This is a genomic window from Niallia sp. MER 6, from assembly GCF_023714395.1.
In the GTDB taxonomy this organism is placed as follows: domain Bacteria; phylum Bacillota; class Bacilli; order Bacillales; family Cytobacillaceae; genus Niallia.
The window spans coordinates 193,434-218,471 of the sequence record NZ_JAMAUK010000006.1; the positions used below are offsets into that span (position 1 = coordinate 193,434).

Sequence of the window (25,038 nt, forward strand, 5' to 3'; positions counted from 1 at the left end):
TATAATCTTATTTTTTAGGATAGTGCTGTAACATTTTTAAAGAGGGTATTTTAACAGCTGCCAAGCCTGTTTCACCTTTTGGTATTACAAGTAGGTTAAGGAATCAAGAACTTCCTCCAAACTTAGTTCAGCACAAGCCATGGATGTGTCTGCTGCCCCATAATACAATTTAATAATGTCCTCTTCTGTCAGCACCCCGCAAGAAAACACAACTCCACCGAAAAATCCTTCTTTTTCATACTGTGCTTCCGGTTCAACTATAGGATTCTCCGATCGTGCAATAACTTTCGCTGGGTTTTGTAAATCTAATAAGACTGCCCCCATACAGTAACGGTGATCCTGTGATGCACCATGATACAATTCTAACCAGCCTTTTTTTGTTCGAAACGGCACTGCTCCTCCTCCGATTCTGCCAGAATCCCATTTGCCTGCTCTCGTGCCAATTAAATGACGGTGATTCCCCCATTGCAGCAGATTTTCAGATTCTGCAATCCAAATATCTGGAGAGCCATTACTATTTGGAACAGGGCGATGCAAAGCATAATACTTTCCATTTATTTTTTCTGGAAAGATCGCTACATCTTTATTTTCTGGAGCCAAAATCATTCCATGATTTTCGACTTGAACAAAATCTTTTGTTGAAACCATGACAACGCCTACACCTTTAGGAGATGTTGCACTATAGTAAATATAGTACGTATCTTCTATTTTAGTAATTCGAGGGTCTTCAATGCCAAAGGTCTCCAGTTCATTGGCTGGATAAATAAACGGCTGTTCATCCACTGTAAAGTGACGGCCGTCTTTACTGCGGGCGATTCGCAAATAAGAAAGAGAGGTTAAGTAAGACCACTTACTATGATTTGCTCTTCTGATCACACGAGGATCGGAAAAATCGTAATTAGGGTCGTCCTGTTGAAATTCCATAATATCGAGCTGTTTCGTGTTTGGATTAAATATAGGTGATTTCACTGTATTATCTCTATTGCTAAACGGTCTTTCTGCAATCCGAACAAGCATGATTACTTCCTTCTTATACTCCGTAATTCCCGCATTAAAAGCCCCGATAACTTCAAATCCTTCGTGAAACGGTGTTATATCTTCTGGTGTAAGCAATGGATTTTGTTCGTAGCGATAAATATTCATATGTTCAGCTCCTTCGTTTCATATGGTAGAAATGGATCTGGAATCGTTATTTTCTGTGCTTCTGCATCACTAGTTCCTGCATACAAATAGGCAGTTCCATCACTATTACGTATTATGCCGCCACTAAAAACGACATCCTTTAAATCTGGTCTTTTAGACGGTCCCTTCTGAAAGTTCCCCCGTTCAGCTATGATTTTCATTTCTGACGAAGCACCCGTTTTCGGATTAAGCATGAATACCATCGGATAATAGTGGCGGTGTCCACGTTCGTCAAATTTAGCAATATGACCTAACACACCGATCATTCCGTTGGACAGGAGTTGAGCTTCATTAACTCCTCCCCATTCTTCGTCAGTAAATTGTTCCAGTAATGGTGTATTTTCTATCTCTTGAATGGTTATATCAGCTAAGGTTAGCAGACGCTTAAAACCAATCTTTCCTCTGCCTCCTTTTTTTCCTTGTGGACGGGTAAACATCCCGATTGAACCATCACTTAATTCAACTACACGCAAATCTTTCATACCATCTGGACCAGCTACAAACTCTTTTAAAGTAGCAATCTTGTCTCCTTTCATTAGGATCGTCCGCCAGCCTAATAAATCTTTATTCTTTGGATGGGGAAAGGTTTCTACCCCTCCAAAAATTAACTCGCCACCAATTTTTGTCATAAAAGGATCTTGCAAAGCAAACACTGGTGCATCCTGCAGAAGTATCCATTTTCCATTTTCCTCTGTAAAGAAATGGACGGACGATTTTTCACTCTCCCGTAATTCAACTCTCCCTGCAATCATCATCTTTCCGCCTTCTTCAAAAGGTGCGGTTATATTGTATACATCTTTTCCTTCCAGCCCAGTTATAGTAAGTTTTTGTGGATTGGTGGGCTGAGGCTGCTGTTGAAATTCCCGTAAGATTTTCTCTAATGCTTTTACTGGTTTTTCCATAGATAAATTCCCTTCTTTTAAGTGCACTGTTTACTTTAAAGTAAATTGCATTCCTTCCTGAAATTTTTTCGTAAAGAAAAGGAAGAGAATGATAATTGGCAGTGTTAATAAAACGGAGGCTGCATACATCGGTCCTGGATAACCGCCATACGGTCCGAACATTTGCGATAAAAGCACGTTCAATGTCAGCATATTCTCACTCTTAATGACAAGCATATCCCATAGTAACTCTGACCATCTCTCCATAAACAAGAACAGAAAAACGACCGTGGTAATTGATTTTGACATCGGCAGCACAACCCTCCTCAAAATTTGCAGATGACCTGCGCCGTCCAGTTTCGCTGCTTCTATAAAAGTGTCTGGGATAGCACGAAAAAAGTTCGTATACATAAACACCGCCCATAAACTCATTGCTTTTGGAATAATCATCGCCCAGTAAGTGTCGTACAGCCCTGCATTTTGGATGATTAAAAAGGACGGAACTAACAAAATAATCGCCGGAAAAAACATTTGAAACAAGATGATATTGTGGACAGTTTCCCGGCCTTTAAAGTTCATTTTTGCTAATGCATAGGCTACAACAGCTCCGGTGACCATCATGAGGACAGTAGACCCTGCTGAAACAATAACACTATTGAAGAACGCTCTTATCCATGGTCTTGGTACAGCTACATCTCCTCCTCCGAACAGCCATTCGTAAGAGCGAAGTGTAAACTGTGTCGGCACCAAGCTCTTATCGACTTGATCCCAGACCGCAAATGAACTCATTACCATATACAGATAAGGAAAAACCATTATACATAATAGAATACTTGCGACAATATAGCGAAGCAGCAATCCTTTCCTTTTAGACCCAACCATTGCGCTTTCCCCACAGTTCTAATAGTTTTCTAATGATAAAGATGGATAAAAACGTAATCACAGAAGCGACGATTGCCACCGCAGATGCATAACCAGCCTGTAAATTCTTAAACGCTTGTGTGAAGATTTCCATTTGCCATGTGTTGGTTGCGTAATCTGGCCCGCCTCCTGTCAATTGATATACCTCTGTGAAAATTCCAAAGGTAACACCGATAGACAAAATCATGACTGTGTAAATTGCCGGATATAATAATGGCAGTGTGATCTTAAAGAACCTTTGCCAGCTAGAAGCACCATCGATTTCTGCTGCTTCATATATTTCTGCATTGATGCTTTCAAACCCAGAGGTTAATATCAATGCATAATACCCAGTAAACTTCCAAGCGATTATTACTGCGACGACACATAATGCTGCTAGAGGCGAACCAAGCCAATCGATATCAATTCCAAACTTTCCTCTTAAAACAGTGTTAAGCGGACTATTGTATGACAGCAATCCTTTGACAATAAAGGATGACACCACACCAGATGCTAAATATGGCAGGAAAAAACCAATCAGGAATATACCTTTGAATTTCGGAAGACCATGGACAATTGCTGCAACAATCATAGATGAAATAATAACTAACGGAACGAAAACAACCATAAATTTAAAGGTAACAAGGAATGCCGCTTGGACACCGGGAGACCGAAACACTTCTATGTAGTTGGCAATGCCCTTCCCATTATATTCTGGAGAAATTAAGTTCCAATCTGTTGTAGATAAATAAAACGACCATACTAATGGAATGGCAAAAAACAGGACGGCATAGAGGAGGTATGGACTGGCAAACAGCCAGCCCAACCCATTGCTTTTCCTCAACATTAAAGCCCTCCCTCTATTGCCTTTTTCATGTCATTCCAGCCGTTTTTAGGCGTTATTTTTCCTTTTACAACAGGATTCACAGCATGTTGGCCAATAAAGGTTTGCAGCTCGTTATATTTTGGATTATCGATAGATGGAATTCCATTTGGGACAGCATCTGCATACGGCTGCAGTGCCGGGTTTTCGCTGAAGAAGGCTGTGAATGCTTCATTTTCAGCTAAGTCGTCCCGGGCAGGCGGCAGATTGGTTTGTTCAAGCCACTTTAAATCATGCTCAGGATTGGAATATACCCAACTCATGAATTTCATAGCCGCTTGTTTTTGTTCCTCTGTTGCTGAAGCATAAATAACTAATCCTTTCGTATCTGCAAATGTTTTAACATTTTCTGTGCTCATTTCATCTGGAACAGGCGGAGGTGCAAGTGTAAACGTTTCTCCGTATACCATTTTCGGAAACTTTTCCTCCCAATATGTCAGTGTCCACGGACCAATGTCAGTGAAAATTCCGACTCCTGTTTCAAAGGGATCAGTAACTGTTTTTAACAAATAGGCATCTTCTTTTCGCAGATCATCCATGAAATCCAACACCTTTATTCCCGCATTATCATCTGCAACTAGCTTGTTTCCTTCAATGAAGTTATTACCTGCTGATGCGGCATTATATAGCATGAAGAAATCAAACCATCTTTTCCACGCTGTAGGGTCTGCTAAGTCCGGCTTGGCCCACACGAATTTTTCAGGATACTTTTGTTTAAGCTTCTTGGCAGCATCAAGCATTTCGCTGTATGTTTTAGGAGCCTCATTAATGCCAAGATCTTTTAGAATATCCAGCCTCCACCCAAAAAGCATTGGGTTGGAGTAGATTGGCAGTACATACTGATTTCCATCGGAAAATTTCCACGGCTCCACTGTTTCGTTCATGTTCCGATTTGTGATAATGTCTTCCCAGCCGTCTAATTCATTAAGAGGCACGAGCGCTTTACTTTCAGCAAGCTGTGCTGCAAATCCGCGGTTAATATTTTCTGACATCGTCGGAGCGCTTTTACCCGCTATTGCGGATTGAATGCTCGCTTCAGATGAAGGACTTTCTTTGATAGCGCTAACATTTATCTTAATCTTTGGATTGTCCTTTTCAAATTCCTTGGCCATTTCCTTCCAATAAGCTTGTTGAGTAATATTCGGTGCTGCCCAAAACTCTATCGTTGTCTCCCCGTTTTTATCTGCATTCTTTTTACCTTCCCCGCTGCATCCTGAAAGAATCGAAACAGCAGTGGTTGCTGCCATAAGCAGAGAAATCACTTTTTTAGATTTTTTCTTCATGTTATCACCCCGTTTAAGATTAATTACTTTACCAGTACATCAACACGTGGATTATCATTACAATTACAAAAGGGAATTACAATTCTTTTATACGAAATTATTGTAACGTTACAATTAAAATTATCACATTGTCTTTTATATTATTCAACGCGATTTTCGGACTAAACACCAAGTATGAATTGTAGTTAATTCACACTAATATTAAAGATAAAGACTTTGTTGCATGACATTATTTTGTCATGTATGTTAGTATTATGAATAATATTGTTTTCAATTAGTTGAAGGAATGATTTCATGACAAAAAAAATTACGATGCAAGATATCGCAGACCAGTTAAATATTTCGAAAAATTCTGTTTCCCAAGCGTTAACAGGCAAAGCCGGTGTAAGTGAAAAAACGAGAAGTTTAGTGGAAGCAACAGCCCGCGAGTTAGGCTATGAATATTTGCCTGCGCGTAAAAACTACCAATATAACACAGACAGCAAAAATGTTAAAATTGCGCTTATTGCATCTGATTATGCCTTTTCTCTTAAAAGCTTTTTCGGTGAAATTTACTTAAGTATTGAAAAGGAGATAGCAAGTCAAAACAACAGCTTAATGATTCAATCGATAAACCAAGCAGCCATACAATCCCTTGAATTACCTGCCTTTATTCTCAATGGTTCGGTTGACGGAGTATTAATTCTTTCCCACTTGAATACAGAGTATATTCAAAAAATTATTTCAACAGGCATCCCTGCTGTGTTAGTTGATCATCATCACCCACACATTAAAGCAGATGCAGTATTAACAAATAATCGGTTTGGAGCATTTCTGGCGGTAGAGCATCTCGTTCAATTAGGGCACAGAGAAATTGGTTTCATCGGCAATATTTCGATTTCGCCGAGCTATTATGAAAGATTGGAAGGATATCATTTGGCATTAAACCATTATGGAATAAAGCATAATGAAGCATTGCTTCTTTCCGACATAGAAGAAGATGAGGATGGTGTTAGAAAAGCGATGCACCAGCTGCCTAAACAGCCAACTGCCTGGTTTTGTGTTAATGATGGCTTAGGCTTTCTCGTCAGCTCGTATCTCGTGCATGCAGGCTACAAAATTCCTGAACAGATTTCCGTATCGAATTTTGACAATGGTCAATTATCGAAACTTGCTACACCGAAAATCACAACAATGGATATCGACCTTGAACTTTTCGGCAAAAGAGCGGTAGAACAGTTAATGTGGAGAATCAGCAATAAAGATGCAGCTAATCAAGAAATACTTTTGCCCACCACTTTGCTTGTCCGAGAGTCCACTGGACCTGCCCCCAATTAAAAAAACCAGCTTCCATTTAGAAGCTGGTTGTATCGTTATTCGTTCGTTTTCCAGTCAAACACAAAATCATCATCTGACAACGGCTCCACTTTAGTAGCCTTTACATAACCATTTCCTTTAACAGAGAAGAAGTCATGGTTTTTCGTATCTGTTTTCATCCCGTTCTCCACGATCGGGTTGATTGCCTCTGACTCAAATACTGCTTCATATCCAAGGTTCATACAAGCTTTGTTAGCATTGTAGCGAATGAATTTATTTACTTCATCTACAAGACCAATCTTTTCGTATAAGTCCTGCGTATATCCTAACTCATTTTGGTAAAGAGTTTCCATTAGATCAAGTCTTTCTTTTGCAGCTCGTTCCTGCTCTTCGATTGTAAGCTGACCGTACAGCTCTTGCGCTATTAGACCAACGTAAACTCCGTGTATACTTTCGTCACGAATTATTAAGTTTATTATTTCTCCAGAAGCTGTCAGCTTGCCTTGACCTGCCAAGAATAATGGATAAAAGAATCCAGAATAAAATAGGAATGATTCCAAGTAGACAGAAGCAACTGTCGCCATATACAAGTCATACTTGCTTACTTCTGGCTTAAAGAGCTTTTGGTAATATTCAGAGATAAGCTTGCCCTTTTTTTGCAATTGAGGATGATTGTGCACCCAGTCAAATACTTGGTCTATCTCTTCCTCTGTAGCAAGCGTTGTAAAGATGGTTGAGTAGGATTTTGCATGGATTTGCTCCATCATTCCCATAAAGGAAAGCACACCTTTACGCTGCAAGCCGCTTACGTGCATGCTGATCAACGGCATACCTTCGCCGCCCTGCTCTGTATCAAGAAGTGTCAAACCGCCAAGCACTTTCATGTATGTGTCTTGCTCTGTAGCTGACAATTCACCCCAAGTATTTTTATCAGATGAAAGACTGATTTCTTCCGGCAGCCAAAACTGTCTCGTATTTTGTGTATAAAACATCTGTGTGTAATCATCTTCATGCTGATTCCAGTTAACAGCATACTTAGTCATTTTCTTTCCCCCAGTGTTACAAAAAATAAAGGGGAGACTTAGGCTCCCCGTGTATTATCTTAAACTGCACATGCGATACATTCGTCAATCGCCAAGTTGCGTGTGCGTGTGTAGTAAAGTGATTTCAAGCCAATTTCGTTCGCATAGATATAATAGCGCGCCAATTCTTTTGTAGAAACGTCTGAGTTTACATAAAGAATGGTCGAAATACCTTGATCGACATGCTCTTGTGCTGCAGCAATCAAGTCCATAATCTTAAATTGATTCATATCGAATGCTGATTTGTAGAACCAGAAATTCGTTTCATCCATATAAGGCATTGGATAATATGTTGTAGAGTTCGCATATGTGCGGGACTCAATTTGGTTAACAACAGGCATTACAGATGCTGTAGCGTTTTGAATATAGCCAATGGATTGTGTTGGGGCAACAGCTAAACGATAAGCATTATACATACCGTGTTCTTTAACTAAAGCAGCTAGTTCTGCCCAGTCTTCACAAGTAGGAATATAGATGCCATTAAACAATTGCTTCACTTTATCTGTTTTTGGCGCATAGCTTACTTCTTTGTATTTTTCGAAGTAAGTGCCTTTCGCATACTCAGACTTATCAAAGTCCTTGAATGTTTCGTTTCGTTCTTTTGCAATCAGCATACTCTTTTCGATTGAATAGTAATTCATCATCATGAAGAATGTTGCAGTGAAGTCTTTTGCTTCATCTGATTCATAGCTGATGCGGTTCTTAGACAGGTAACCGTGCAGGTTCATGGCACCTAGCCCTATCGCATGCAGCTCTTCATTTGCTTTTTTAACAGACGGTGCGTTTTGCACATCTGAAATGTCTGAAACGGTTGTTAAAGCTTCAATTCCAACATGAACAGAATCTCTGAACACATCACCAGGCTGCATCACATTAGGAATGTTAAGGGAACCTAGATTACAGTTAATATCACGGCGGATAATATCTTCTTGGCCGTAATCGGTAATTTCAGAAGTTTCCTGAAGTTGGAAGATTTCTGTCCTCATCTTCAACAGAGCTCGTTACACTCAGTCCGTTTTCTAACTGCTATAGGTCATACCCTATAGAGGAGACTATATCATCACCCTCAGCTCGACCTGATGGGGTGCTCTGCTTTTCGATTTAAAGGATTTTACAGCTTATGCCATTCCGCATAAGCAACCTACCACTTGGCTCTACTCTACTCGCTTCTTCACTGAAGTCTTTCATTCAGCTATGCTTTCGATAGTCGTTAGGCATTTACTTATCTTATTCTTTCAGAAAGTCTCTTATAAGCAGGAAATTTGTGGATATTTTATTTTACCAATGTATTTCATACCATTAAGTTTATTAACGGTCTCATAGACAAACCCATAAGGCACTTTCTGATTCATTGCGTTTCTCCTTTTCATCTATCATGTTAAACATAAACTTTTAAAGGGAGTAAAGCATTATCATAATAAGATAAGATTTAGCACGGCAGGTTATCGCTATTGCTCTCACACAAATAGGACTTCCCCCGTTTAACAGAGTTATTCGACAGCCATTACTGACTGAAGGTGCTAGAAAGTTAACACAGATTGCTCATTTTAATCTGGCCAATGTCTTTAAGCGCATGCGCTTTGTTTGCATTGGATTTGTTCATAAAGTATGGATAGCCTGATTCCAGCTGAATTTGGGCAATCTTTGTGATCATTTCACGCGCCGTCATTGCAACACGTTTTTTCACATTTGGATTTGCCACTAACTCGTCATACATTTCATCCATGCGCATATCATCTAAATGTACACCGTATTCCTTAAACACACTGAACGGTGCGAAAACATAAAAGTCTTTGTTTTCCTTTGCTAATTGGAAGAACTTGTTTTCTACGATTAATCCGATGGAAAGTGTTTGAATACGGGACTTCTCGTCGGCATTTATTTTTTTTGTATCCAAAAATTCAACAACATCCCAATGGAAGATGTTTAAGTATGCAGCTCCTGCCCCTTTACGCTGGCCAAGCTGGTTAGCGTAGGAGAATGTATCTTCTAACAGCTTCATAACAGGAACAACACCTGATGCTGCATTATCGATGCCTTTAATTTGTTCATTGCGGGCACGCAGCTTCGAAAGGTTAAGGGCTACTCCGCCGCCTATTTTCGAAAGCTGTCCGGATGTATTGATATTATGGAAGATGGAGTTTAATGAATCGTCCATTTCCAATAAGAAGCAGGAAACCATTTCTCCGCGACGGCTTCTGCCTGCATTCAAGAATGTCGGCGTTGCCGGCTGGTAGCGCTGCTCAATCATCGCGATTGCTGTTTTCTTCGCTTTTTCAGCATCTCCTTGTCCTAAAAACAGGGCGACGATGATAATGCGGTCTTCGTATGTTTCTAAGTAGTTCTTCTTGTCATCTGTCTTCAAGGCATAATCTTTATAGAATTTTGAAATAGCCATGTAAGACTGGAATTTAAATTCATAGTTGTAAACGGCATTTGTTATGTCTTCAATGTCAGATATGCTGTATTGTTCCAGCACTTGCGGATAATAGAAATCTTTTTCCACCATATAAGTAAATTTTTGTGCCACAGATTCAAAACGAATCAATTTCGGCTCGATTTCCGATACAAGGAATTCAGCCACTGCCTCTTTGTCTTTTTCCAGACGGAAGAAACCTTTTTCGTTAAGCTGTGTCACTTCGTTGTTTAATTCTATGTGTCTCATAGCTAATATTTTGCACCCTTTCCCTAACTATCTCCACATCCTCGGGCATGCCGCTCATCTCAAACTTATGGAGAATCGGTACCCCGTACATATTTGATATCTTATTTGCACTTAAAGCAAAGTTTTGCCCCCAATTTTTATTACCACTCGATACGACTGCATAGAGATTGGTGTGATTTGCCTTAAGGAAGTCTAAAGTTGTTTGAGGAACCTGCCCCATTCCAGTTGTATAAGTTAATAGTATAAAAGGTTCATAGACTTTTAGTCCAGCCTTTAGTTCTATTAAATTGTGCTCTGGAAGCTCTAGTTTTTGCACAAAGCGGCGCACATTCCCGGTTTTACTGTCAAACACGATAAACAAAATTATTCCCTCCTTAAGAATTTTGATAGAATAGGGGCAAAAGCAATATTCTATCCTATACCCTAAAAACATACAAGGGCTACTAAATACAGATGTTTTTTATAAATATATCTCAATATGTTGTGTCTAAACACTATTCAACCCTTTTTTGGTACTAGAGTCAATAGAGTCTCTTTGAATTTTTTTGTCAACAATATCACTCAACTTTTATCGATTTTTGAGTTTATTTGAACCTAAAAAAATGCAAAAAGTCTGATGAGAGTAGTCCTCATTAGACTTTTTTTATACGAAAATATATTCTATTTATCTTACTTCCCACACAGCAACTATATAAAACCTTCCTACTTTTTTTACTTTTTAAAGATGTGCTGAAGGATTTCTCCCGTTCGCATTTTATCCATAAAAAAAATTATATTTGATTATAGCACCCTTACAAATTGTCCGAAAACAATAATTAACTTTTGGAACTGCCAAGTGTATCACTTTCCAATAAGCTTTTTTCATGATCACTTTCATTCCATTAATCTTGAATTAATTTTAGCAACTTTCAAAGGAACTAACCGCAATATATGTACAAATAAAAATTACCGGTGTATTTGCCGATACATTTTTACAATGTTAAAAAAGTTAAAAGAATTTTCCATCTTCCATTAATCTTTTTACTCACAGGTAGATTGGAAGATTAATTATCTACATTCACATCCCCCTTCATCCTTAAGCATGTACATTTAAATAACCACACCATTTCGAATGCATAATTATAATCCGTCTCTTTAATAAATTAAGTTTCCGGTAACCTTAAGATTTTAAAAGGAAACTTTAATTTCCTATATATATAGGAAAGAAAATGTTATTTTCTAAATTTAAAGAATTATATTTGACGAATTTACTTCTCTCTTATATGATAGATATATACATTTCGAATATCCCTAAAGGGGAGTAGCTTTTACAGCAAAGTCGTCATTACAGAGTGCATGCACTCTCGGCTTTGTTGGCAGCTGACAAGCTGTTAGCAAGACCTTTACATGTGAACGTGTAAAGGTCTTTTATTTTTCAAAAATCCTTTACCGTCAGCGGTAAAGGATTTTTTTGTTTAATATGTCCAAAAAATAAAATAAAAAAAGGATGAGAACAATGAAAAAACAAGTTAAAATGAATATGTTTGAACTGATTAAAAAGAATAAAGAAGAACTTCTAAAGGATAGAAGCTTAATGGAAAAGATTGAAAAGCGGGTTGATGAAAAGATTATCAAACAATAAGACCAGCAATCAGTTAAAAAAAGACAGCAAAATTCTATTATATTATTTAAGAAGAACACGTATAATTGGATAGTGAAACGCAAAGACAATCATTTTATATTTTGTTATTATATTAACATTAAAGACATAGCAAAACCGCGTCTTATGACATTACAACTGTTCATGTCATTTCAAAAAATCAAACAATATCCTATAAAATTATAGGACTGGAGGATTATAGTTTGTTTACTTTATTGACTAATTTACTAAAATCAGGTGCCCCTACTGTTGACCTTTCTCTATCACAGCAATCAGCTGCTCCAGGAGAGGTTGTCACAGGCCAATTCCATATTCAAGGGGGACGTAAAAGCTGTAAAATTAAACGATTAGAATGCACCTTAGTAAAGGAATTCGAGGATGGCAAAACCGAAACGGTTGAAGAAGTTACGACCATTTTGATGTCCCGAGTTATAGGCAGTGAAGAAAAAATCGAACTGCCATTTTCTTATCTCATTACAGACAAGCTTGAGCCAACTGCTACTTCCTTTTCTTACAGACTGCATACTAATCTTGTTTTCGCAGAAAATATGTCAAGAAAGGACCATGATGAATTAGTGATAGTCGATAATAGGAAATAAAAAGGAACCATTTAAGGATGTGCCAAATTGGCACATCCTTTTTTTACAATTTATGCTAATTTGTATTTATGATTCAATTCATACGCCAACACAGCTTGTCTCTTAAAAAATATAATATAAAGAATACAATTGAAAGGTGGGATAAATGAATGTGTAATTCCAATTCCAGATGCTGCTGTAATCACGGTTTCCATCATGGCTGCAATCACGCTTTTTATCACAATCGCTGTAATCGTTGTCAGCCTTTTATCCGAATCAATCACTGCAACCCTTGCCACTTTTGTCATCACCATCATAATTGCCACAACTACTTCCCTTTCTTCCCAAACAATATTTGCTGCCGCTGTAAAAAATAACGGATAGAAACACCAATTTTCAAATTTTTTTTGAAACCGCAGATTGCTGCGGTTTTTTTTATTTGGCTGTCAAGAGAGATAAAAGCACAAACATGTCATTCAACCATACATACAATACGACTAAAACAAATAATGAGAAGGAAGGTTATGTATGAACGCAGATAAATACCCATTAATTCCAGAAAACTCGATTTTTAAAGGTCTTGAAGGCACAGACATTTTAGTTGTGACAGATGAAGACCAATTGAACATACTTGGGCAAACATTTAGACCGATTTTCACTGGAACAGTAAGTGAAGTGACAAATGGTTATCTTACGTTAAATCCCGCTATCATCAAAATGAGTAATGCTCCGAACTATCGGTTCCCGACACCTTTAAGCATTCCGTTAGAAGCAATTGCCTGGTTTACTCCTTGGGATCCAGAACGACGTCTTCCATTAGTCTAACTTACTTTAGAAAGGTGATATTATGTCTACGAAAAATAAAAGCAAACTGTTGAAAGAATTAGGACTTAACGGTGAAGCAGATGTGAATGCTATCCGCCAAGCGGTTGTAACAAACAAGTTCAGACAAAGTATAGGGAAACGAACATTTATCCTATTAGGACCATACCCGTTTATGGTTATTGGAACAATTCTTGAAGTTGTGTCTGATTTCGTCAGAATTAAAGTAGAAGTTACGAATATTTCTGAATTAGATGGAGAAATTTTCAGCCTCCATTTAGACGAAATTGATGTTTTCTTCATTGAAGATGGTAAATACAAAATACCTAAGCTGAATGTTGGTTCGCAATAAAGGAGGGATAATTATGCTGCGAAAATTTCATATAGTAGCAATCCCCATCAGAATCGTCTTTAATAAATTCGGAGATTACGATCCTGATGGCATGATGTATGTATTAAAAGAAAATGAAGAGAAAGTGAAAGCGCAAGTTGCAGCAAACCCGTTCATGCCTGTTGACCTAGTTGAACCACTCGTTCTCCGCGCAAACCGCGGTGATGATATTGAGATTTTATTCGAAAACCAGCTTCCTTTTAGCACATCTCTTCATATTCAAAAAGCAGAATATAGTGTCTTCACTTCAGATGGCGCCTTTGTTGGGGTAAATCCCGATACTACGGTGCCTCCTTGTGGACAAATTATTTACCGCTGGCATGCAAATGAACAAGGTATATGTTTCTTCTCTGACATGGGCAACACCTTATCAAGTGAATTAGGGAGTAATGTCCACGGCCTGTACGGAGCTCTTTTAGTACAGCCAAGAGGTTCCTATTGGACAGATCCCGTTACTGGTTTGTCTATTAACAGCGGTGCTTTTGCTGATATTCACAATGCTATGCTCCCTTCTTACAGGGAATTTGCCTGGTTTTTCGCAGACGAACCGGAAGTTCGTGATTTAACAGGACAGAATCCAATCAGCCCGCACACCTTGCAGCCTGAGTCAACATTTCCGATCAATTACCGATCGGAGCCAATGCGAAACAGGTTAAGATTGATCCAAGAAGGTGTCGTAGCACCAGAGTGTGAAAGCGAGGAGGTTCATCATGATTCATGGGTATTCGGTGATCCTTCGACTCCGATTCTCCGTGCATATGTTGGAGATCCAATAAAAATTCGCCTTATCCATGGTGGTGTAAAAGAGACACACACTTTTCACTATCATGTTCATCAGTGGCTGCAGGAGCCAACCGACCAAGATTCAGAAGTTGTCGATGTACAAGCAATCTCCCCACAGAACAATTATACAGTTTCGCCATTGTACGGTGCAGGCAGCCTACAGAGAGCAAAGGGTGATGCAATTATTCACTGTCATCTCTACCCGCATTTTGGTGAAGGTATGTGGGGTATCCAACGGACTTTTGATACATTGCAAGATGGAAGCCAATGTTATCCAAATGGTGTGCCGATTGCTGCTCTTCAACCGCTTCCAACCCAGCCATTGCCACCAGAGCCTACAGCTGAAAAACCAGGATACCCGAACTTCATTCCTGGAATTGCCGGCTGTAAAGCACCAAGACCGCCGCTCGTCGGAGACAGAGAATCAACCGTTCTTGAGATGAATGCCTTTGACAGTCGTCCAGTCCCTGGAGCAGCATTTACAAATCCATGTCCCCCGGGAGCGCCGGTAAGAGAGTATGATATTTCTTTAATTCAAATGCCGATAGTATACAACAAACAAGGCTGGCACGATCCAGAGGGACGCCTTTACGTCTTGGCGAAAGATGAAGAAGATGTTCTAGCAGGCAGAAAGTCACCGGAACCGCTCGTTATCCGTGCAAATGCAGGAGAGTGTCTAAGGCTTCACTTTACAAATAAACTTCCTGAAGTATTAGGCGGTAATGCCTTCCAGCTTGTCAATCGTACGTATGAAGCTGGCATGCATGTCCACTTCGTAAAGTTTGATCCGCTTTGTTCAGATGGTGCTAACGTTGGCTGGAATTATAACTCAGGCATCTTGCCTGGAGAAACAATCACCTATCAATGGTTTGCAGATGTTGAATTAAAAGCAACCTTTTGGCATGACCACTTATTTGCCAATGAACATCAGCAGCATGGTGTATTTGCCGCAATTAATATAGAATCTAGATTCTCCCGCTTCCTTGATCCACACACTGGAGAAGAAATAGAATCAGGAACGCAAGCAATGATTGTGAACCCGCTAAGTCCTGACTTCCGAGAGTTTCATTTGTTCGTTCATGATTTTTCATTACTGTTTGATGCAAATAATCAGCCTTTAAACCCGCCTCCTTTTCCTGGTTCACCAGATGACCCTGGCGTAATGGGCATTAACTACCGAAACGAGCCGCTGCAATACCGGATAAAGGAACCTGACTGTGATCCTGCCTATACCTTCAGTTCATGGGTTCATGGTGATCCAGTCACGCCGCTTTTAGAGACGTACAACGGCGACCCAGTCCGCATCAGGCTTATTCAAGGTGCTCATGAGGAGTCACACAGCTTCAATTTACATCGCCAGCGCTGGCATCGTGAAAGAGGTGACTTGGATTCAGAGTTAGTGCAGCAGCAGCATATCGGTATATCCGAGTCCTTTACCTTTGAATTTTTCATAGATGGTGAAGGCGACTTTGATATGCTCTATCATTTCGGAACAATCGATGATGTTTGGCTAGGAAACTGGGGATTAATGCGTACATTTAAGGAGAAGGTATCGCATTTGCTGCCATTGCCTGACCAGCCTGCACCGCCGCCACGAACAGAAGCCTTGCCTGTTCCGACCGGCTGCAGACCGCCTATGGCACCGCATCCTGGAAACCCAGCACCTCCTGGCGCACCAGTTCGCAAATATGAGGTGGTTGCACTCCAGATGCCAATCGTTTACAACAGCTTTGGCGATCATGATCCGCATGGTCTTATATTCGCACTTGCTGAGGATGTTCCAAAGATAGTAAGCGGCGAAAAAAATCCTGAACCGCTCATATTACGTGGTAATGTTGGAGAATGTGTGGAGGTGACGCTCTACAATCAAATATTTGGTCCGTTTCATAATGAGGATGATCTACTGCATGGCTATCCAAGTGTGCCAGTCGAGGCTCCCTTCCCTCCGTCTCGACGCATTTCGATGCATGCACAGTTAGCTGAATATGACGTCCGATTCTCGGACGGTGCAACAGTTGGCTATAACTATGACCAAACAATTGGACCAGGTGAGTGTATTACCTATCGCTGGTATTTAGATCAGCCGTTTGGATCAGCGAATCTCTGGGATATGGCCGATATCCGCAATCACCGCCACCATGGGGCCTTCGGAATGCTGATCACAGAATTCAGAGGATCCAGTTATCTTGATCCATGTACAAGAGAAATAGTGAAAACCGGTGATCAGATTATCATCTCCAACCCTTTTGGTGAATATAGGGAATTTGCTGTAGTAATGCATGACGGTATCCGTCTTGTTGATAAAGATGGCAATCTTATTATCGATCCTGAACCATTGTTACTCGATATTGAAGACTTTGAATTAGAGGATTTTGAAGATCAAGGATCGCGGGCCTTTAATTACAGGGCGGAAAGATTTAAACACCGCTTAGCACAGAATCCGGATATATCAAAAGTGTTCAGCTCCCTTGTCCATGGAGATCCAGCAACACCGCTATTTTTAGCCTATGCAGGTGACCCGGTTGTTATAAGGTTTACCTTCCCTGCCGATAGAGCCCGGGCCCACTCCATTACCTTCCATGGCCACAAATGGCTCGATGATGATGATGATGTAAACTCACGAATCACTTCCATTGAAGGACAGATAGCTGTCGGTCATGCAGATGATTTTGCTTTAAAATACGGAGCTGGCGGCTATTTGAACTTGCCAGGAGACTATCTGTACCGATCTGGTCTTATTCGCTGGGATATCGAACTCGGTGTGTGGGGAATCATGCGTGTTTTAGATATGCCTAGTCCTTATTTGGCTCCGCTGAATCCGAATTTCTCTCCATTTAGATACGATTAAGAAAAGAGGTGTTTAAATAAAGATGTCAGAAAAATATTGTGATTGTCCTTGTCACCATAATCAGGGTATTTGCCCCGAAGGCGGCTTTTGCTGCCCTGAACGAATACCAGAAAGTGTTCCAAACAATCGCTTTGGTTCTCCAAATATTTGTCCACCAGCCATTCCGACACCGCGTTACAACTCGCCGAGCAGTTCGCTGCCGCTTCGGGAGTTAAACGCCTTACAGGCTTGTATTGAGGAAATTAATGATACCCTTCGCACCATCGGCAATCCCCGTGATCCACAAGACCCTGAACAACAGCAGCGGCAAAGACAGCTGCAGCAGCATTTCCGGGCACTTCGCTTTTCTCTTGTGAAAGTAAACGTCACTTGTGATGATGAAGAAATGGAAATACTAGGGATATTAGAGGATGCAGGTTCTAATTTCATCAAGCTTAATACACTCGGAGACAAAAAACTGATTCTATTTAACCGAATTTGCCTTTTGAAGCATGAAAATAACGATGCAGAAACGTTTGAACATCAGCAGGAGCTTCTAAACATTGATATGTGCCTGCGCCGTGAAGTCACCTTGCATTTTGGTGAAATTGTCGGGCGCAGCCCTGAGCTCATCAATATATTTTTCGGGATTCCTCTTTATTTGTTCCTGCTGCCTGTTATCGGCTGTAAGATACGTGTAAAAACAGATGGAGAGAATATCTCAGGCATTCTTTGTGAAGTCGATGAAAATCAATTCAGGATTGAATGGATAGAGGAACCAGAACAAGCTGAAGAGGAAGAGGAAGAACCAGAGCAAGAGAATCCTATTGATCCGTGTGCAGAAGAAGATGGAGTCCGTACTATTAATTTTGACGAAGTCTGTTTTATTTCCATAGATTCATAGCAAAAAAGAAGAGTCTGATGCCTACGGCATCAGACTCTTCTTTCTCCTATCTTTCTCCGTTTCGGCCAAATATTATGGCAGGTTTCCTTGACCCACTGAACAAAGGTTGGAAACATTTGAAACGGAGTACTTCTTTTCAATAAATTTATCTCTTTCATATTTATAGTAGACAGCTCTTTGCCGTGCTTTAATGTCAGCTTCCCAGCTTCAAGCTTTACTAGCTTTCCCTTTCGCTTCTCTCCACCTGTAAAAACTGTTACCTTTGTGTTCTTCCATGCCTGAAGATGCACTTCAAGGGATTCTTCGTAAAACTGGCGCTTTAATACGTCATTTTTTAGGACGGTTGAGGAAAAATCAAACAACAGCTTCCGCCTCAATGTATCATCATATATGACTTGCTGGTGGTTATTCGGCATATCAGAAATCCCATAAGGAACACTTGCCGATTCAATTGCCGCATAAGGAATCCAATAGCGCTCTGTTACAGTTGTTAATGCCACAAAGTCTCTGCCGACAACACTGACTCTGCCAAGCAGCTCTACTGCTTCTTCACTGACAATAGCATGAACCTTCGTCTGCTGATTGCGCCTTCCTTTAAGAAATCTGGACAGCATAATCGGCTTTTTATATTCGGGAAGACTTTGACCAATCTGCTTCAAATTAATTCCTTCCATGTAATCCCGCAGCAGATTCAGTTCATGTGCAGGCATAGTGCTTGGCGGAGAGGTATAGCCATCTCCCCTTTTTAACGTATAATAATCATTTTTCAGGAATTTCGTTTTATTAGTGAGTCCCTCATAATATTTCTTCTCCTCATCCGGCCCCATCTCTCTTCTCTCCACAGCGATCCCTCTCTTTAGCTTTTTTTATACAGTATGAAGGGAGACTAAAAAAAGGACGGAAACGAGTAAGGGATAATCGCACATTTTTTTAAGGACTAACTAGGAAGTGGCGCAACAAAGTATTTTATCTCATACATATAGGAACAAGGGGTGATCAGTGGTGTTATCTTTTACATGGGTTCTTTTTGTCAGCTATTTTATTACAGCTGCGGTTTCTTACTTTTATTTGCATAAGGCAAGAAACTTAATAAGCTACCATTTTGGCATGAATATTGCGATGACTTCAAGCGGAGTCATGGGAATATCATGCGGCATTATCCTTGGCAGTCAATTCCCGCTGTATTTTTCTGAAGTGACCGTGTTAACGCTGATTATCGCTGTCACTGTCGGAGCAATCTTCGGCTCCCTTGTTGACTACCAGACACTTTTGACAGGAGTTTCAAGCGGCATTATGGCAGGAGTAATGGGACCAATGCTTGGCGCAGCAGCAAACTTTACTCTCATTGTCGTTGCGACCCTGCTAGTATTCTTAAGTTTTGGACTGCTGTGCTTTTCATTAAGATCATTATAGAGGAGTTAGGAAAATGAACAAAAATAGGTTACGACTAATGACTGTTGCCTGCGTGAGCACCATCTTTTTATTTGGCTGCACAACGACAACCGAGCATGAACAAACATCAGAAAATGAAACACATGAGCATTCAAATGAAGTGAGTATTGAAATCAAGACACCGGTAAGCGACCAAGTTAACAAGGAATTAGATTTAGAAGTGGCAGTTATGGATGGGAATAACCCTCTGACCGATGCTAAAGTTGGCTTTGAAACATGGAAAGAGGGAGACACAACTCATCCGTATTTTGATGCAGAAGAAAACAAAGACGGACACTATAACGCAAAACTTCTGTTTGAAGAATCAGGTGAATATACAGTCAAAGTACATGTGGAAAAAGGCAGCATTCATGAACATAAGGAAATATATATTACAGTAGAGTAAGCTACTCCTTGCTTTCTGTTTTAAATATTCGAAACCCTTTAGTGAAGTTCTTCTCTGCTCCATTCTGGTCTACGATTTTAAGATGTGCGACCCACTTTCCGTCAAAAGGAAGATAATAACCTTCTGCCACATACAATCCGTCTGTCTCTGCAGGCACTAACGGGACTTGGATTGGAGCGATTTCTTCACTGTTTTCATATTGTAGCCACAGCTCTGCCCTTTTGATTGTATGCTCGGTAAATTCAACTTGAAAGCTATTTTTACCTGGAGCATTTGGAGTGATTGTTAAAGTCATATCTGTTTGGCTGCTTTTTTCTTCCCATTTCAAAGGCGTATTTGCCGGAACAGGGCTTAAATAACTTAATCCTCCAACAACAAGCAGGATCAATACCATAAAACCAAAGTCTACTTTTAACCATTGCCAGTTTTTAGTGAATGATTTCTTTTTTAAATAATAGCGGATAATACCTGCTGTCAAGATAACAAGGAACACTAAAAATACTTTAGTCAGCAGGAAAATCCCCCAAGGCGTTACCCATAAATAATCCAAACTAGGCAAATAGAGAACAGTCAACGCAATCCCCGACATAAAGAGGATTAACATGCTTATAAATGCTCCTTTTGAAAACAGCGGTATAAAATCCTTAATATGAAGACGGTGTTTTTTCCAAAAAATCACTATATACAATAACCCGCCAGTCCAGACTGCTGCACCAAATAAATGGAGAAAGTCGATCGGTACAGATATCCACATCGGTCCATAAGAAGCAGAATGACCGTTGAAGCCTTTCGCTGCGAGCATCAGTATTATCCAAATACAATCGAGCCATTTTGCTTTAAAAAGCAGGAAAAATCCCAGCAGTGATAACAACAAGGAAAATATCCAGGAAAGACCGAAACCGGTGTTTAAAGGAATGCCGGAGACAGTCGTATTCATAAGCCACTGAACTGCAATTAATATAATTAAACATAACAGATGATATTGCTGCAAGATAAGAGAAACAAACCGAAATTTACGTCTTTGTATATCATTGTGTTTGCTTTCTTGAAGTACTCCCCATAATATCCAGCCAGTGACACTAAGCAAGCCAAAATAATAGGCAGCTCTTGTCACAAATATAGGGATTTCGTATGGATTATCTCCGCTTATTTCTAAATTAGCCGGCAGTGCTGCATTGCCGACCAAAAATACATAGGAACCACTTATTGGATGGCCATCTGCTGAAATAACGGTATATGAGACTAAATAAGCTCCTTCAGAAAGTGCAGGAAGGCGTGTTTTAAGCTGTTTATTATCATTGCTTAAAGTCGTCTCAGCCTCTGTAATTAATTCTTTGTCTTGATTCATTACTTTAACAGCAGAAAGTCCTGCTTTAATCGCTTCATTGAAGAGAAGAACTATTTCCTCTGGACTCTCGTCAAGCCTGGAGTCTGCCGAAGGATTTGCATTTGTTAAGACAGCATGAGCTGCTGCTTGAATAGGGAAAAAAAACGGACAAATCAGGATAATGAATAGAATAACAACCTTTCTCATATGCCCCCCCTAAAAGTTTGCTTTATGAGTATCCTATTCAGCTCCCGCCTAAATGATAATCAAACCGCGATTAATATCTGCTTAAGTATGTTATATAAAAGTAGAGTCTTTTCCGCATTAACACGGAAAAGACGGTGTGCATTGCACTTAAACTTCTTCTTCTTCTTCCTCTTCTTCCTCTTCATCATGCTTTGCGCCGCAATGCGGACAAAAATGATCATCCATACACGGGAAGTAACAAACCGGACACGGATTGCAATGCTTGTCCAGCCATTCAATCTTGCAAATATGCTCAATCAGTACAGTAACAACCTTCTCGTCAAACATAAGAATATCGACAAAGTTAGTACCCACATTACAGATAACGCCTTCTACTTCATCTGACATATCAGGACATTCTAAAAATATTTTTACTTTGCAGCCTTTAAAACGGAAGAGCTGGAAAGCAAGGTTTCCATTCAACCCGTTGAAGTTCAGCCGTGGATTATTGATTCCGAAAAAGAATGGTGATACTTTTAACGGAACATCACAATCCTTGCCGACAAAATGTCCGTTATTACAGTTGTTATGAAGCGGTTTAAGCAGAAAATTCCCTTGTCCCCTTCTGTCATGATGTTTACCGCAGTTACAATTAGAGTGATGATGGTGGCTACAGTTGCAATCAGAGTAATGATGCTTATCGCAGTCACAATCTGAATGATGATTGTCACAATCACAATCTGAGTGGTGGTGGTAATTGTTTTGTGAATGGTGATGTGGATAGGAAGGATCATTAGAGTAAGTGGAATAGTTTTGATAATTGTTATTAGAAGGATAATGATGATTATGCTTGTCCTCCGAATCCCAATTATTGATTACTCCATGCAGTGATTTCAACAGATGCTTTGATATTTTACGTGCTTCTCCCCTAACAGAAAAACCCAATATACCCATTAAAATGCTCCCTTCTGACATAGTTCATACTAATATATGTCACCTTTTTCCGCTGGTTATGTACAAACGTTTACTATGTAAAAAATTGACTTATGTCCTCATTGAATAAATGTCAACAAAACTGTTTTGTGAAAATAAAAAAATGATCAGCCTGTTAAAAAGCGATCACTTTTACTTGCAATTATTCCTTTCCGTCATGGAAATAATAAATTGTTTTAAGCTCGGAGCAAGCTCTTCAGCATCTCCGCTTTCATGGTACCAGAGAAAGATTTGTTCTCTCATCAATCCATTAACTTTTTTTAAGCATAATTTATCTCCTGTACCATTTTCGCCAATAACAATCCATTCGTCTGCCATTCCAATATAACGAACTTCAGTATTTTGTCTGACAATATCATCCCATGTTTTCTTCACATTTTTGCGGTCTTTAATCGGAAATAGTATCCATTCTCCAATTTCAGGGTTATTTACTAAATGGTACAGCTGCACAAATTGTTCTGGAAACACTGCTTGAAGTTTTTCTTCTGCTGCCTTAATATCTATCTCGTCTACACCAGGCTTTCTAGTTAAAATCAACTTACGGACTGTTTCCATCTGCTTCTCTCTCCTTTATAAACGATATCGCTCTTGAATCTCAGCTGTCCCATTCCTCTGCCAACATTCCATAAACGATATGATCCACATAATGATCATACAACCACTCTGCCTGCCTGATACAGCCTTCTCTTGTGAAACGAAGACGTTCCGCAATACTTCTACTTTTCTTATTCCCTGACGCAGCCCTTATTTCTACTTTATCGAGCTGCAGCTCTAAAAAGGCATAATCAGTTAATGCGTGCACAGCATTTGTCATTATTCCATTGCCCTCATAGCCCGTCCCGAGCCAATAGCCAATATAGGCTGTTTTATTCGCCCAGTTTATACTATTAAACCCAACAACTCCAACAATTTCGCCTTTAAAAAGAATTACTGTTGTTAAACTTGTATTCTCAGAAAATCCTTTTAAGCAAAATTGGATAAATTGCTGTGTATCCTGCAGCTTTGTAGTTGTGTCTAGCCAAGGCAGCCATGTTCTTAAGTTCTCTCTCGAAAGCTCTGTTAACGCAAACACACGCTGTGCATCATGTGGCTGTATTAATTTTAGTGCTAAATCTTCATTTATTTTATGTATGAACATGAAAGCTCCCCCCATTGCCTTTTTTTGTATTTTACCATAATACTGAAAGTTAGGGAGAAGGTCATAAAAAAGAACAAGGAAGCTCTCTACCTTGTTCTATATTTTCCTATTAAATGGCTTTCGCCTTAAGAATAAATCTGTGCTGCTTAACTTCAAAGTAGCCTTTTTCCTCGATTTGTTGATGAATATGATATAATTTCATCTTCCAATTGGCCAATGTTAAAGTTTGGTAGTTGCCAAGGGATTACTTGAAGATATTGACACTCCCACAGCTAAAGCAATGGGATTCTAAAGTGCTATTGCGTTCACATTTTCTTATTTGTTGCAGCGCCAAGCTTCCATATGACCAGGAAAGCATAGCACTCGCTGTTCGTCCTGTTTCTGATAAATACGAGAAATCCCAGCCATTAAATGCGTGATTTCCTGCTTTTATTAAGTCTAAAAATAGCTGATCCTGCTCCATGTTTGCCTCCTGTAGAAGTTAGTTATCATAAAAAACTTTAAAGGCGGCACTCTAAGCCAGATTGATGGATAGAAGGGAGTGTTTTTCAAAAGGATTTCAGCCGCTTCCTTAAACTTCCACAACCTTAAAGCTATTTCCTCTTTTCTGACCGAACAGATAAGATATTTGCTTCTGCACCATATTCAAGGCGGATTGTTTTTCTTGCATCTACAGGTGTGCGCGCATTGATTGGCTTCACCTGTTTTTCGCCGTTTATCTCAAGCTCCACTAATAAGCATTTCGCTCCACATCTCAAAAGCGCTCCTCCTTATCTACTCACAAGCCTATCATACTTACATCTAGTAAGAAAATCTGCTTTCTTCCATCCTAAAAAAAGAAGATCACTAAGATCTCCCCTACTCTTTGCTTATAGCACCTAAGCCTTCTAACAAAACTTTCGCATCAGAATTCAAATAATTTCGTGCTGATTTTTTCAGCAATGTTTGTTCATTGCCTTTCACAATCATTTTTAATCCTCTCACATCAAACTTAGAGGCATAGGTGTTGATGGAATGATAAATTGCAAGCTCCTGCCTTGTTGGTTGTTCATAGCCTGATTGGATGGAATCAGTAATGAACTTGAGCAGCTCTCTTCCGTTTTTCTTCAATTTCCTTTCATTTTTCTTTAAGTATTCTATGTTCTCTTCCATCAATTTTCTTGCTGTCACTAGGTCAAGCTCTTCTACCTTCTCATTTATTGTTTGAATTAATTGCTCTATATACATGTACATTACCCCTTCCTATCTTTATATCGGATGGTATTCCATCTAAACGCACGTATAAAAGAACTATTTTTCCCTTCAAAATTTTGCAACTATACTCACAGAAGCACTCATTAGCTATAAAGAGAGATGAGACAGCACTGGATAATTCCCGTAAAATGGAAATATACAATAATTTGTAGTTGTTCTTCCTATTCTTTAATACTACAATGTAAGA

Annotated in this window: 25 protein-coding genes and 2 pseudogenes; 9 read left to right on the plus strand and 18 right to left on the minus strand. The window is 39.6% G+C overall.

The genetic code is table 11. The features are described from left to right. Positions 1 to 84: 84 nt before the first annotated feature. Genes M3600_RS10920 through M3600_RS10940 form a run of 5 tightly spaced genes read right to left on the minus strand, consistent with a single transcriptional unit; the run spans position 85 to position 5,129 of the window. Entirely contained in the window at positions 85 to 1,143 is a 1,059-nt protein-coding gene (locus tag M3600_RS10920) for a BtaManbiosPhlase (protein WP_251645921.1), read from the minus strand. After that, positions 1,140 to 2,084: a DUF1861 family protein gene (locus M3600_RS10925; protein ID WP_251645922.1), complete on the minus strand. Its 945-nt coding sequence runs from the start codon at positions 2,082 to 2,084 to the stop codon at positions 1,140 to 1,142. Before M3600_RS10925 ends, M3600_RS10920 begins: the two co-directional genes overlap by 4 nt. A 30-nt stretch (positions 2,085 to 2,114) precedes the next feature. Continuing rightward, positions 2,115 to 2,945: a carbohydrate ABC transporter permease gene (locus tag M3600_RS10930; RefSeq protein ID WP_233315334.1), complete on the minus strand. Its 831-nt coding sequence runs from the start codon at positions 2,943 to 2,945 to the stop codon at positions 2,115 to 2,117. After that, on the minus strand, positions 2,932 to 3,810 hold the full coding sequence (locus M3600_RS10935) for a carbohydrate ABC transporter permease (protein WP_233315335.1): 879 nt from the start codon (positions 3,808 to 3,810) through the stop codon (positions 2,932 to 2,934). The genes M3600_RS10930 and M3600_RS10935 overlap by 14 nt, the downstream gene beginning before the upstream one ends. Continuing rightward, positions 3,810 to 5,129, minus strand: a complete 1,320-nt coding sequence (locus M3600_RS10940; protein ID WP_251645923.1) for an ABC transporter substrate-binding protein — start codon at positions 5,127 to 5,129, stop codon at positions 3,810 to 3,812. Before M3600_RS10940 ends, M3600_RS10935 begins: the two co-directional genes overlap by 1 nt. Positions 5,130 to 5,423: 294 nt before the next feature. On the opposite strand from M3600_RS10940, the gene M3600_RS10945 reads away from it, so the two are divergent. Beyond that, complete coding sequence (locus M3600_RS10945; RefSeq protein ID WP_251645924.1) at positions 5,424 to 6,446, plus strand: LacI family DNA-binding transcriptional regulator; 1,023 nt, start codon at positions 5,424 to 5,426, stop codon at positions 6,444 to 6,446. A 35-nt stretch (positions 6,447 to 6,481) separates the two neighbouring features. Here M3600_RS10945 and nrdF read toward each other — a convergent pair whose 3' ends face one another. From nrdF to nrdI, 4 genes and pseudogenes are all read right to left on the minus strand, one after another. Continuing rightward, a complete protein-coding gene (gene nrdF, locus M3600_RS10950; protein WP_233315338.1) occupies positions 6,482 to 7,468 on the minus strand; it encodes a class 1b ribonucleoside-diphosphate reductase subunit beta in 987 nt (328 codons plus the stop codon). Between the two features lie 59 nt (positions 7,469 to 7,527). After that, positions 7,528 to 8,487, minus strand: a pseudogene (locus M3600_RS10955) (ribonucleotide reductase large subunit); the annotation flags it as partial. 551 nt (positions 8,488 to 9,038) lie between these two features. After that, positions 9,039 to 10,172 (minus strand): annotated as a pseudogene (locus tag M3600_RS10960) (ribonucleotide reductase N-terminal alpha domain-containing protein); the annotation flags it as partial. Further along, positions 10,132 to 10,533, minus strand: a complete 402-nt coding sequence (nrdI, locus tag M3600_RS10965; RefSeq protein WP_233315339.1) for a class Ib ribonucleoside-diphosphate reductase assembly flavoprotein NrdI — start codon at positions 10,531 to 10,533, stop codon at positions 10,132 to 10,134. The pseudogene M3600_RS10960 and the gene nrdI, both read right to left, overlap by 41 nt. Before the next feature lie 1,134 nt (positions 10,534 to 11,667). On the opposite strand from nrdI, the gene M3600_RS10970 reads away from it, so the two are divergent. Together M3600_RS10970 and M3600_RS10975 are read left to right on the plus strand one after the other, a co-directional pair. Next, positions 11,668 to 11,793: an FbpB family small basic protein gene (locus M3600_RS10970; protein ID WP_233315340.1), complete on the plus strand. Its 126-nt coding sequence runs from the start codon at positions 11,668 to 11,670 to the stop codon at positions 11,791 to 11,793. Positions 11,794 to 12,014: 221 nt separating this feature from the next. Continuing rightward, positions 12,015 to 12,410: a sporulation protein gene (locus M3600_RS10975; RefSeq protein ID WP_233315341.1), complete on the plus strand. Its 396-nt coding sequence runs from the start codon at positions 12,015 to 12,017 to the stop codon at positions 12,408 to 12,410. Between the two features lie 50 nt (positions 12,411 to 12,460). Here M3600_RS10975 and M3600_RS10980 read toward each other — a convergent pair whose 3' ends face one another. Beyond that, positions 12,461 to 12,715, minus strand: coding sequence for a hypothetical protein (locus M3600_RS10980; protein WP_233315342.1), 255 nt, complete (start codon positions 12,713 to 12,715; stop codon positions 12,461 to 12,463). A gap of 202 nt (positions 12,716 to 12,917) precedes the next feature. Here M3600_RS10980 and M3600_RS10985 point away from each other — a divergent pair, with 202 nt between their 5' ends. The 4 genes from M3600_RS10985 to M3600_RS11000 are packed head-to-tail and all read left to right on the plus strand — an operon-like array spanning position 12,918 to position 18,116. Further along, on the plus strand, positions 12,918 to 13,214 hold the full coding sequence (locus M3600_RS10985; RefSeq protein ID WP_233315343.1) for a hypothetical protein: 297 nt from the start codon (positions 12,918 to 12,920) through the stop codon (positions 13,212 to 13,214). Between the two features lie 22 nt (positions 13,215 to 13,236). Further along, positions 13,237 to 13,563: a hypothetical protein gene (locus tag M3600_RS10990; RefSeq protein ID WP_233315344.1), complete on the plus strand. Its 327-nt coding sequence runs from the start codon at positions 13,237 to 13,239 to the stop codon at positions 13,561 to 13,563. 13 nt (positions 13,564 to 13,576) lie between these two features. After that, on the plus strand, positions 13,577 to 17,233 hold the full coding sequence (locus tag M3600_RS10995; protein WP_251645927.1) for a multicopper oxidase domain-containing protein: 3,657 nt from the start codon (positions 13,577 to 13,579) through the stop codon (positions 17,231 to 17,233). 22 nt (positions 17,234 to 17,255) lie between these two features. Further along, on the plus strand, positions 17,256 to 18,116 hold the full coding sequence (locus M3600_RS11000) for a hypothetical protein (RefSeq protein WP_237942636.1): 861 nt from the start codon (positions 17,256 to 17,258) through the stop codon (positions 18,114 to 18,116). 29 nt (positions 18,117 to 18,145) lie between these two features. Here M3600_RS11000 and M3600_RS11005 read toward each other — a convergent pair whose 3' ends face one another. After that, positions 18,146 to 18,958: a hypothetical protein gene (locus M3600_RS11005; RefSeq protein WP_233315347.1), complete on the minus strand. Its 813-nt coding sequence runs from the start codon at positions 18,956 to 18,958 to the stop codon at positions 18,146 to 18,148. Positions 18,959 to 19,118: 160 nt separating this feature from the next. Between M3600_RS11005 and M3600_RS11010 the strand changes: the two genes are divergently transcribed. Both M3600_RS11010 and M3600_RS11015 read left to right on the plus strand, forming a co-directional pair. After that, the gene (locus M3600_RS11010; protein ID WP_233315348.1) at positions 19,119 to 19,529 is read left to right on the plus strand and encodes a hypothetical protein; all 411 of its coding nucleotides are present in this window, start codon (positions 19,119 to 19,121) and stop codon (positions 19,527 to 19,529) included. A 13-nt stretch (positions 19,530 to 19,542) separates the two neighbouring features. Beyond that, positions 19,543 to 19,953 (plus strand): FixH family protein, encoded by a 411-nt coding sequence (locus M3600_RS11015; RefSeq protein ID WP_233315349.1) that lies wholly within the window; start codon positions 19,543 to 19,545, stop codon positions 19,951 to 19,953. 1 nt (position 19,954) lies between these two features. On the opposite strand, the gene M3600_RS11020 is transcribed toward M3600_RS11015, so the two are convergent. From M3600_RS11020 to M3600_RS11050, 7 genes are all read right to left on the minus strand, one after another. Beyond that, positions 19,955 to 21,487 carry a copper resistance CopC/CopD family protein gene (locus tag M3600_RS11020; protein ID WP_251645929.1) on the minus strand — a complete coding sequence of 511 codons (1,533 nt, stop codon included), beginning with the start codon at positions 21,485 to 21,487 and terminating at the stop codon, positions 19,955 to 19,957. Positions 21,488 to 21,634: 147 nt separating this feature from the next. Next, positions 21,635 to 22,420, minus strand: a complete 786-nt coding sequence (locus tag M3600_RS11025; protein ID WP_251645931.1) for a hypothetical protein — start codon at positions 22,418 to 22,420, stop codon at positions 21,635 to 21,637. Between the two features lie 171 nt (positions 22,421 to 22,591). After that, complete coding sequence (locus M3600_RS11030; protein WP_251645933.1) at positions 22,592 to 23,014, minus strand: SMI1/KNR4 family protein; 423 nt, start codon at positions 23,012 to 23,014, stop codon at positions 22,592 to 22,594. A 40-nt stretch (positions 23,015 to 23,054) separates the two neighbouring features. Further along, positions 23,055 to 23,597: a GNAT family N-acetyltransferase gene (locus tag M3600_RS11035; protein WP_251645935.1), complete on the minus strand. Its 543-nt coding sequence runs from the start codon at positions 23,595 to 23,597 to the stop codon at positions 23,055 to 23,057. A gap of 244 nt (positions 23,598 to 23,841) precedes the next feature. After that, on the minus strand, positions 23,842 to 24,060 hold the full coding sequence (locus M3600_RS29360) for a hypothetical protein (RefSeq protein ID WP_396953805.1): 219 nt from the start codon (positions 24,058 to 24,060) through the stop codon (positions 23,842 to 23,844). Between the two features lie 130 nt (positions 24,061 to 24,190). After that, complete coding sequence (locus tag M3600_RS11045) at positions 24,191 to 24,355, minus strand: hypothetical protein (protein ID WP_251645937.1); 165 nt, start codon at positions 24,353 to 24,355, stop codon at positions 24,191 to 24,193. Positions 24,356 to 24,455: 100 nt separating this feature from the next. After that, complete coding sequence (locus tag M3600_RS11050; protein WP_233315355.1) at positions 24,456 to 24,824, minus strand: hypothetical protein; 369 nt, start codon at positions 24,822 to 24,824, stop codon at positions 24,456 to 24,458. Positions 24,825 to 25,038 lie beyond the last annotated feature (214 nt).

Bases quoted from the DNA above. Each gene is read 5' to 3' on its own strand.
- M3600_RS11000 (WP_237942636.1), top strand. From the start codon at position 17,256: ATGTCAGAAAAATATTGTGATTGTCCTTGTCACCATAATCAGGGTATT.
- M3600_RS29360 (WP_396953805.1), bottom strand. From the start codon at position 24,060: ATGGAGCAGGATCAGCTATTTTTAGACTTAATAAAAGCAGGAAATCAC.
- M3600_RS10985 (WP_233315343.1), top strand. From the start codon at position 12,918: ATGAACGCAGATAAATACCCATTAATTCCAGAAAACTCGATTTTTAAA.
- M3600_RS11015 (WP_233315349.1), top strand. From the start codon at position 19,543: ATGAACAAAAATAGGTTACGACTAATGACTGTTGCCTGCGTGAGCACC.
- M3600_RS10930 (WP_233315334.1), bottom strand. From the start codon at position 2,945: ATGGTTGGGTCTAAAAGGAAAGGATTGCTGCTTCGCTATATTGTCGCA.
- M3600_RS10925 (WP_251645922.1), bottom strand. From the start codon at position 2,084: ATGGAAAAACCAGTAAAAGCATTAGAGAAAATCTTACGGGAATTTCAA.
- M3600_RS11050 (WP_233315355.1), bottom strand. From the start codon at position 24,824: ATGTATATAGAGCAATTAATTCAAACAATAAATGAGAAGGTAGAAGAG.
- M3600_RS10945 (WP_251645924.1), top strand. From the start codon at position 5,424: ATGACAAAAAAAATTACGATGCAAGATATCGCAGACCAGTTAAATATT.
- M3600_RS10995 (WP_251645927.1), top strand. From the start codon at position 13,577: ATGCTGCGAAAATTTCATATAGTAGCAATCCCCATCAGAATCGTCTTT.
- M3600_RS10920 (WP_251645921.1), bottom strand. From the start codon at position 1,143: ATGAATATTTATCGCTACGAACAAAATCCATTGCTTACACCAGAAGAT.
- M3600_RS10940 (WP_251645923.1), bottom strand. From the start codon at position 5,129: ATGAAGAAAAAATCTAAAAAAGTGATTTCTCTGCTTATGGCAGCAACC.
- M3600_RS10990 (WP_233315344.1), top strand. From the start codon at position 13,237: ATGTCTACGAAAAATAAAAGCAAACTGTTGAAAGAATTAGGACTTAAC.
- M3600_RS11035 (WP_251645935.1), bottom strand. From the start codon at position 23,597: ATGTTCATACATAAAATAAATGAAGATTTAGCACTAAAATTAATACAG.
- M3600_RS10970 (WP_233315340.1), top strand. From the start codon at position 11,668: ATGAAAAAACAAGTTAAAATGAATATGTTTGAACTGATTAAAAAGAAT.
- M3600_RS11030 (WP_251645933.1), bottom strand. From the start codon at position 23,014: ATGGAAACAGTCCGTAAGTTGATTTTAACTAGAAAGCCTGGTGTAGAC.
- M3600_RS11025 (WP_251645931.1), bottom strand. From the start codon at position 22,420: ATGGGTATATTGGGTTTTTCTGTTAGGGGAGAAGCACGTAAAATATCA.
- nrdF (WP_233315338.1), bottom strand. From the start codon at position 7,468: ATGACTAAGTATGCTGTTAACTGGAATCAGCATGAAGATGATTACACA.
- M3600_RS11020 (WP_251645929.1), bottom strand. From the start codon at position 21,487: ATGAGAAAGGTTGTTATTCTATTCATTATCCTGATTTGTCCGTTTTTT.
- M3600_RS10935 (WP_233315335.1), bottom strand. From the start codon at position 3,810: ATGTTGAGGAAAAGCAATGGGTTGGGCTGGCTGTTTGCCAGTCCATAC.